Raw genomic sequence first — 8381 nt, 5'->3', positions numbered from 1 at the left:
TTTTTTGGGGCGCTTCCCCTACCCGTTTATGGTGTATTTTTTTAGTTCAGTAAATCTGTTGCTGTTATTTTCTGTTTGCTTCCATTTAGTCTAAACTCCAGTAGGAAGCTTTGTCGAGCGGGTACGCTCGCCCGCTTCGCTAACGGACTGTTTACAAATAGCCAGAGCATCATTCCAGACTACGCGAACGCAACCAAACAACTGAGCTAAAAGCTGTTGCTGTTGGTCTGTTGGGTAGAAACGGAATTGATATCTGGCTTTCATTGGATTCATTGAAATCTGCTATTATTGTATATCATAACGATATACAAATCAATGAATAAAAGTGTGTTTTTTAGGCTAACAGAGGAAGAGTTGGCGCATCTTGAAGAATACTGCCAATCGACTAAAAGAACAAAATCCGACGTACTTAGAGAATTGGTTCGGAAGTTAAAAATTAATAAAAAGCCGTCCTAGAAGGACGGGGCTTGTATCCCATTCTTTTGGTCAATGGTCAATGGTCAATGGTCAATGGTCAGTGGTAATGTTAGTGCGATCGCTCTTCTTTAATTTTGCTATGCTGACGTAGTTGCTGTGCTAGCTGTGCTGCTTGTCTTTCGGCTTTAAAGATATCTACTTTTTGCATTGTCAAGATAAATGACTGATCTTGCTTCTGGATTACCCAAGGAACGCTAACTGGTAAATACTCGCAAATGCTTTTGTATGGCTTACCTTTTTCTTGCAGTTTGCTAGCGGTTGTCTTGAACTCTAAAATCATTGCTTCTAACTGTGCAGCCATTTGATTGATGCGTTGTGCTTGCACTAGTAAAGCATCCGTCTCATTATCTTGATTATCCTCTGGCAATTGCAATGGCGCGATCGCTCTTGTGGCTAATGCAGTTGATATAGTTTTTGTCTGTAACAGTGCAATTTCATGCGAATAAGCTTTGATGTTGTTGTCTGCGTAAGGTTTCATGGTGTTGCTGATGATGGGTAACTGGCGTTGAAGGTATTTTAACAATATTTAGTACAAGAGTACTAAATATATGTACGGATTCGGTGATGGCTTTTGAGAAAACAGAGGGGAAAATCTAATTTATAGGGTGAAGATTGTAATAAATTTTACACAATCATATTTATTTAAAACCTAAGTGTAGGGGCAGGTAAGGTATGAGGAATTACTAATTACAGGTAGTTTTAGGAGAAATTGCTCTAGGTAAAAAATTTAGTTAAATTTCTATATTGAGATTAATAAAAATATTAACGAATGATTCGCAGCTAGTTGTACCAGAAACAGCAATTAATTTTGAATAATTAATCGCGAATTATTTGATAATTTCTGCGCCATTTCTCTAAATTTTCAATAGTGACTGATTTAGTGACTACGTTGACACCATTACCTCGCCAATCCACTTCTGGATCTGTGGTAAATACGCCACATTCTAATTGCTCATTTCTAATATGCCAATATTCACTAAATCGGCTTTTTAAGGTAATAACTTGTTCAAAAACTTTATTTCTATGCTTGTTTCTGCGTTTTCTTTCTGTTGCTCCTGTTGCTTCTGTATCAATAAATTTGGTTTCAATCAAAAGTATATTACCCCGATTTGTGAGGTAAACGAAATCACATTTACCCAAGTCTGTATAATCTGCAATTGGTGATTTTTCAAATAGCAGTAATTCAGTACATGAAGGAAATAAGGCTTTGATATTTAAAAATAAATAGGCTTGCAATAGCAGTTCCTTGTCATAGGGAAAAACAATCACTCCTTCAAAAAATTTTTTGATATCCTCATACGTTTGGGGTTGAACTCTTTTACAATATGAGACAAATTTATGTAGATCATTGACGATCATCAAATCCTAGCTCCTTCCCCTGACTATTGCCTAAATGGCATAGCATCAAAAGATACCACTTAATTAGGGAAGTATCATCCGCATAAGTAACGAAAAAACCAACTACAGGGGCTTTTGTCTCCGGCTATATACTGTTGACGTTGTAGTAAATGTTATGTCAAGCTCTTTCAGAAAATATAAGTAATTACAAGTCAACGGTCAACGGTCAACGGTCAACGCTCAACAGTCAACAGTCAACAGTCAACAGTCCTGACAATGGATTGTGTAATTTAAAAGGAGAAAAGCTGACCTTAACTACTTGTTAGGGGTTTGATATGTGCTGGAAATCTAGCATTTTGCAGAGCGATCACGGTGCTGAGAGAATCTTGTACCCAAAATTGACGACCAAATCTGACAAGTTGTCGAGAATTTCCATCTTTGACTACGCCAATTACAGGGATTTTCGCTTTATCTTTGTCTCCTGATTGTTCTTTTAAAACGCTGCGTAAGCGATCGCGTTCTTCGATGTTGACTGCTTGAGAAGGAGTGAGTTCTACCATGATCATTTTGACGGTATCAACTACCTCCGCATCTTCAACAATAAATTGCGTTTGTTCGTCTCTGCGGTCTACTTTTCCCCAAATAATTAATCTCGCATCAACTTCGAGCAGGGAACTAATTCGCTCGTAAGTTTTGGGAAAGACTACAGCTTCTGACTGAGTAGTTAAATCTTCGATTTGTAAAATAGCCATTGGATCGCCTTTTTTGGTGATCACTTTTTTCACACCATTCAGCATAATCACCGCACAAACTAGTGTATCTTCCCTTTGTTCGCCAAGCTGGGAAAGATTAATTGGCGCTAAAACCAAGGATGATTGCTTAATCGCTTTCAGGGGATGATCTGACACATAAAAACCGAGAATTTCTTTTTCCATCCGCAATTTTTCTTGGGGAGGAAAATCGGAAACAGCTTGAGCTTTCGGTGCAATTTCAAAAGCATTATTCGCTTTTTTCTCACTACCAGCAGAGAAGCCCCCTAACAAGTCAAAAATACTACCTTGACCACTAGCTCTATCTTTAGCACGAGATTGTGCCCAATCATACACAAGTTGTAAGTCTTGAGTCAGCTGGTGACGGTTAGATTGGATTTTGTCGAAAGCACCGCAAGATATCAGCGATTCCAAAGTCCGCTTGTTAACAGCACGTAAATCGATGCGATCGCAAAAATCACCCAAAGATTTAAACTCACCGCCTTCCTCTCTGGCTTCTAAAATAGAAGCGATCGCATTTTGTCCCACATTGCGAACCGCCGAAAAACCGAATAATATTTTGTTGCCTGCTGGTGTAAAATCTACCCCAGAGCGATTAATATCTGGCGGCTCAATTTGAATGTTCATACTGATACAAGTAGCAATATATTTTTGCACCTTGTCAGTATCGCCACTATTAGCCGTCAACAAAGCGGCCATATATTCTAAAGGATAATTAGCTTTTAAATATGCTGTTTGATAAGTTACATAACCGTAAGCAGTAGAGTGAGATTTATTAAAACAATTAGAAGCGATAAAACCATTTTCAATCGCAAAATTATGGTCTTGCTCTACGCCAATATCGTAAACATTTTGTACGCCCAAGGATTTACGTGTAATTATTTTGACCATAAAATTAATATCTTCAGTAAATTTATGAGATAGAGTAAACAGCGATCGCGCTTATTAGCTAGGTAATGACAATAATATAAAATCTATTGCACAGTGTAGGGGCTAGGGGCTAGGGAAGGGGGACAAGGGGACAAGGGGGACAAGGAGGACAAAGAATTTTAGATTTTAGATTTGCGATTTTGGATTCTAATCTAAAATCTAAAATCCAAAATCCAAAATTGTTTCAATCCCCCATGCCCCATGCCCAATGCCCAATTCCCAATCATAATGTACTAAAATCAATGACTTGAGACATAAAGGAAGCAATCATGGCATTCATCCGCGAGTTGCACGAACAATTAATTAAAAAAGAACGTTCTGCTGTTGAAATTACCCAAGAAGCTTTAGACCGCATCCAAGCTTTAGAACCGAAATTGCACAGTTTCTTGTGTGTAACTGCACAACAGGCGTTAGACCAGGCTCGTGCGGTGGATGCAAAAATCGCAGCTGGTGAGGAAATTGGACTGTTAGCAGGAATTCCTATCGGGATTAAAGACAATCTTTGTACTAAAGGCATTACTACTACCTGCGCTTCCCGGATTTTAGAAAATTTTGTACCGCCTTATGAATCAACAGTAACGCAAAAGCTGGCTGATGCTGGGGCAGTGATGGTGGGTAAAACCAACTTGGATGAGTTTGCTATGGGTAGTTCCACAGAAAACTCAGCTTACCAAGTGACTGCGAATCCTTGGGATTTATCGCGGGTTCCTGGCGGTTCTTCTGGCGGTTCGGCTGCGGCTGTGGCGGCTGATGAATGTGTTGTCGCCTTGGGTTCGGATACTGGCGGTTCAATTCGTCAACCGGCTTCGTTTTGCGGTGTAGTTGGCTTAAAACCGACTTATGGCTTGGTTTCGCGTTATGGATTAGTGGCTTACGCTTCTTCTTTAGATCAAATCGGGCCGTTTGGGCGGACAGTAGAAGATGCGGCGATATTATTAAGTGCGATCGCAGGTTACGATCCGAAAGACTCCACTAGCTTAAAGGTGGAAATTCCCGATTATGCTGCTACCTTAAAGCCAGACCTGAAAGCGAGGAAGAAAATCCGCATCGGTATCATCAAAGAAACCTTTGGTGAAGGTTTAGACTCGGTGGTAGAAAAAGCAGTTACTAAAGCCATCGAACAATTACAACATTTGGGTGCAGAAATTCACGTAGTTTCCTGCGCTAACTTCCGCTACGGTTTACCTAGTTATTACATCATCGCCCCATCAGAAGCATCAGCTAACCTCGCTCGTTACGATGGCGTCAAGTATGGCTTACGAGTTCCTGACGCTGATAATTTGCTGTCAATGTACACTCGTACCCGCGCTACAGGTTTTGGTTCCGAAGTCAAGCGGCGGATTATGATTGGCACTTATGCCTTGTCTGCTGGTTATTATGATGCTTACTATCTCAAGGCGCAAAAAGTCCGGACTTTAATTAAGCAAGACTTTGAAAAAGCTTTTGAACAAGTTGATGTCTTAGTTTGTCCTACCGCACCCACGACAGCATTTAAAGCCGGGGAAAAAACAACTGACCCCTTGAGCATGTATTTAACCGACTTAATGACAATTCCGGTTAACCTTGCCGGTTTACCAGGCTTAAGCGTACCCTGCGGATTTGACGAGCAAGGGCTACCTATTGGCTTACAGCTAATTGGTAAAGTACTGCGAGAAGACCAATTATTCCAAGTCGCTTACGCTTATGAGCAATCAACTAATTGGCACATTCGTCAACCAGAGATAGGTTGATGGTGGGCATTGGGCATTGGGCATTGGGCATGGGGCATGGGGCATTGGGCAGAGACGCGATGAATCGCGTCTCTACAATTCTTATCTGTTCCCCCTTCCCTTGTCTCCCTTGTTCTATTTACAACACGGTTTGCTTAAATAGGGAAGTGTTGCAAATTATTGTATATAATAGTACTAATAATTCAAGCTCATAAAGTTTTTCTGTTTGGGTTTATCCTAGCTGGGCAATTACCAGTTAGGATATTTTTTTATGTTTACAGATAATAGTAATTTTACTGATTTAGGTGCATGAACATAGACAAGCTGCAACTACCATTAGATTTGTTGTTTAAGGTGCTACTGTATTTTGGGGTGATTGTTGCGATCGCATATTTTGCTCTATGTTTATTTCTGTTTATTCAGCAAACTCGGTTTATTTTCTTTCCTTCTCCTACCCTAGAAAATACACCAGAGCTATTTAATATTGCTTATCAAGAAGTTTGGTTACCAGTGCCAGTGCGCTCAGGTAAGGTAGAACATATCCACGGCTGGTGGATTGGAGATAAACACCCCCACGGGAAAGTACTGTTGTATCTGCACGGTAACGGTATCAACATAGGTGCAAATCTTAACCATGCCTACCGATTTTATCAACTAGGATTTTCTGTACTTTTAATTGATTATCGGGGTTATGGGTTGAGTGGAGGCGGTTTTCCTAACGAAAACAGAGTCTATGAAGATGCGGCTACAGCTTGGAATTACTTGGTAAAGCAACTCAATATAGCACCAAGAGACATTCTGATTTATGGACATTCCTTGGGGGGTGCAATAGCCATTGATTTAGCTGTCAAACAGCCACAAGCAGCAGGGTTAATTGTGGAAAGTTCTTTTACTTCCATTCGCGAAGTTGTAGCCCATCGGAACATGTTCAGAATCTTCCCCGTCAATTTAATTCTGACACAGCGATTTGAATCAATTAAAAAAGTACCAAAGTTAAAAATACCAGTCTTATTTATACATGGTACAGAAGATTCAGTTGTACCGTCTTTCATGAGCCATAAATTATATGCAGTTGCGCCCGAACCCAAAAACTTAATTTTGTTTTCTAGTGGCGGACATAACAATGTTGCAGATTTAGCTCGCGAGCAATATCTGCAATGGATAAATGATTTTATGCAACAAATTTACACACACTATAAATAACTTGAAAATGGGCATGGGGCATGGGGCATTGGGCATTAGGCATTGGGCATTGGATTAGGGACTAGAGGCTAGTGAATCGGATCTGAGGGAACTCCAAAAAATAAATTATCCAACTTGTAGGGGCACGGCATATACAAACTTTCGGTATTACCAATATTTTATCGGTGCCGTGCCCCTACCCCCGTGGGTATTTTTTTAATTGGAAGTCCCTGAGAAGAAACATAATTAATAATGACTGTTGACTGTTGACTGTTGACTGTTGACTATTGACTATTGACTATTGACTATTGACTCTTAAGATAGATTTTCTCGTGAATAACTGACTAATAAAAATAATCCGGAACAGTTAGCAAATAAAAGAAGAAATTATACAGGTAGAACTACTATTTGCTCCAGTACTGGAAAGACTTAAATTATGACTATGGCACCTGTATATTTAGTCACTATTCCCGGCAATGCTCCTCTGGAAATTTCTCAAGAAGAATTGCGATCGCTCCTTGGTGAAATTGAAGCAAAACTCCATCGGAGTAAGGTTTATCGTCATGCTTTAGTCACCTTACAGCAGATGCTAGGTTCATCCGCAGAGCAAGCAAAAATTTTATTTAAAGCTGTCAGTAGAGAGGCTATTGGTTTAGCATTTCAACAATTTGCAACACATCATCAACAAGTTACAAATATCAATCCCCAGATAGATGCTAATAGTGATTACCCTGGTAACCAAATAGCAGAATCTAGTAACTCATCAGCCAGTTTAACAAGTATAAAGTCTCACGCTCAAGAACCTGTTAATCATACTAGTGAGAATAATTTACCATTACCAGCAGATACATCTATAGATTCAAACAAAAAACCAGAATCTAAACTGACAAAAACTACTTGGAAGCGGTGGTTAAATCATAATCAAAAAGCATCTAAAGTTGAAACAAACAAGCTAAGTGTCAATGAAGAGTATGAATTAAAATTGCGTCAAATTGGTCAACAATTTCAGCAAGCACGAGAATTAAAAGGATGGTCTTTAAGCGAACTTAAAGAACATACTCATGTACCCCTTCATCACATGGATGCATTAGAAAAAGGAAATATAGATTTATTACCAGCAGATGTTTTTGTCCGTGGTTTTATTAAAGTAATTGGTAATGTTTTAGAGCTAAATGGTACGGATTTAGCAGCGTCTTTACCCCAACCGGAAACAGTAAAATCACAAACAGCTTTACCTACTTGGTGTCAAGCGCAAAAAGCTACTGGTGGCTTTGGGATGGAACTTCGCCCCATGCATTTATATTTAGGTTATACGGCTTTTGTTGCTGGAGCCGTGGGAGGATTGTCTTTAGTATATCAACCAATAAACTCTGAGAAAACGCTGAATGTTGATGCAGATAATAAACCAGCTTCAACTTTACCCCAATCAACCCAGAATAAGAAAAGTACTGCTAAACCAGGAATTAAATCGACAAACACCAGCGTAATTGTGGGGCCAAATATTTCCCCACCAGAAGCATTGTAGTAGCGTGGCAAGGCTCAAATATTACAATATAGCTGTAGGTTGGGTTGAACGAAGTGAAACCCAACGCCCGGATAAATGTTGGGGTACCCTGCGGGAAGCCGCTCCGCGTCTACGTTCCTCAACCCAACCTACTAGCTGTAATTTTCGGTCATGCTTGCGTAATTCTGATGAATTGATCGCCAAATGGGTAGAGTAGTTAATTTTTGAAATTTCCTTACCGAAATTTTTGAGAAAGAATCGACACAGGTTTTTCTGAAATTTTTCTCAGGTATTTTGCAAACAGTCTCGCTATCAAGATTTCATCATGTCCAAATTTATAATTAGCGTAAGCGAAATGTAAAAAATAGTAAGTCAATAAACATTGTTAAATAATTTATTTTTGAACTAAATATCAAGAGTAACTCTCATTACATTTTTCGGACGGCTGAATAGGAACTATATAATCAAGCC

8 protein-coding genes are annotated in these 8381 nt (G+C 39.4%); 4 read left to right on the top strand and 4 right to left on the bottom strand.

Going from position 1 to position 8381, the window contains the following annotated elements:
* Positions 1 to 90 precede the first annotated feature (90 nt).
* Positions 91 to 273 (bottom strand): helix-turn-helix domain-containing protein, encoded by a 183-nt coding sequence (locus AACW45_RS21960; protein WP_242045736.1) that lies wholly within the window; start codon positions 271 to 273, stop codon positions 91 to 93.
* Between the two features lie 42 nt (positions 274 to 315).
* Here AACW45_RS21960 and AACW45_RS21955 point away from each other — a divergent pair, with 42 nt between their 5' ends.
* Positions 316 to 456: a ribbon-helix-helix protein, CopG family gene (locus AACW45_RS21955; RefSeq protein WP_096641987.1), complete on the top strand. Its 141-nt coding sequence runs from the start codon at positions 316 to 318 to the stop codon at positions 454 to 456.
* Positions 457 to 526: 70 nt separating this feature from the next.
* Here AACW45_RS21955 and AACW45_RS21950 read toward each other — a convergent pair whose 3' ends face one another.
* The 3 genes from AACW45_RS21950 to AACW45_RS21940 all read right to left on the bottom strand — a co-directional run bounded on the left by AACW45_RS21950 (position 527) and on the right by AACW45_RS21940 (position 3476).
* Positions 527 to 955, bottom strand: a complete 429-nt coding sequence (locus tag AACW45_RS21950; RefSeq protein WP_096641988.1) for a hypothetical protein — start codon at positions 953 to 955, stop codon at positions 527 to 529.
* A gap of 338 nt (positions 956 to 1293) precedes the next feature.
* Positions 1294 to 1836: a hypothetical protein gene (locus AACW45_RS21945; RefSeq protein WP_190634777.1), complete on the bottom strand. Its 543-nt coding sequence runs from the start codon at positions 1834 to 1836 to the stop codon at positions 1294 to 1296.
* A gap of 290 nt (positions 1837 to 2126) precedes the next feature.
* Positions 2127 to 3476, bottom strand: a complete 1350-nt coding sequence (locus AACW45_RS21940) for a helix-hairpin-helix domain-containing protein (RefSeq protein ID WP_190634775.1) — start codon at positions 3474 to 3476, stop codon at positions 2127 to 2129.
* A gap of 308 nt (positions 3477 to 3784) precedes the next feature.
* On the opposite strand from AACW45_RS21940, the gene gatA reads away from it, so the two are divergent.
* From gatA to AACW45_RS21925, 3 genes are all read left to right on the top strand, one after another.
* Positions 3785 to 5245 (top strand): Asp-tRNA(Asn)/Glu-tRNA(Gln) amidotransferase subunit GatA, encoded by a 1461-nt coding sequence (gene gatA / locus AACW45_RS21935; RefSeq protein WP_190634773.1) that lies wholly within the window; start codon positions 3785 to 3787, stop codon positions 5243 to 5245.
* Positions 5246 to 5533: 288 nt separating this feature from the next.
* Positions 5534 to 6427: an alpha/beta hydrolase gene (locus AACW45_RS21930; RefSeq protein ID WP_190634771.1), complete on the top strand. Its 894-nt coding sequence runs from the start codon at positions 5534 to 5536 to the stop codon at positions 6425 to 6427.
* Between the two features lie 415 nt (positions 6428 to 6842).
* Entirely contained in the window at positions 6843 to 7931 is a 1089-nt protein-coding gene (locus tag AACW45_RS21925) for a helix-turn-helix domain-containing protein (RefSeq protein ID WP_190634769.1), read from the top strand.
* The last annotated feature ends 450 nt before the right edge of the window (positions 7932 to 8381 follow it).

It is taken from the genome of Calothrix sp. FACHB-168 (assembly GCF_963889195.1).
GTDB classification, from domain to species: Bacteria; Cyanobacteriota; Cyanobacteriia; order Cyanobacteriales; family Nostocaceae; genus Aulosira; species Aulosira anomala_A.
Note: the sequence above shows the minus strand (reverse complement) of the source record. Positions and strands in the feature narration are given on the sequence as shown.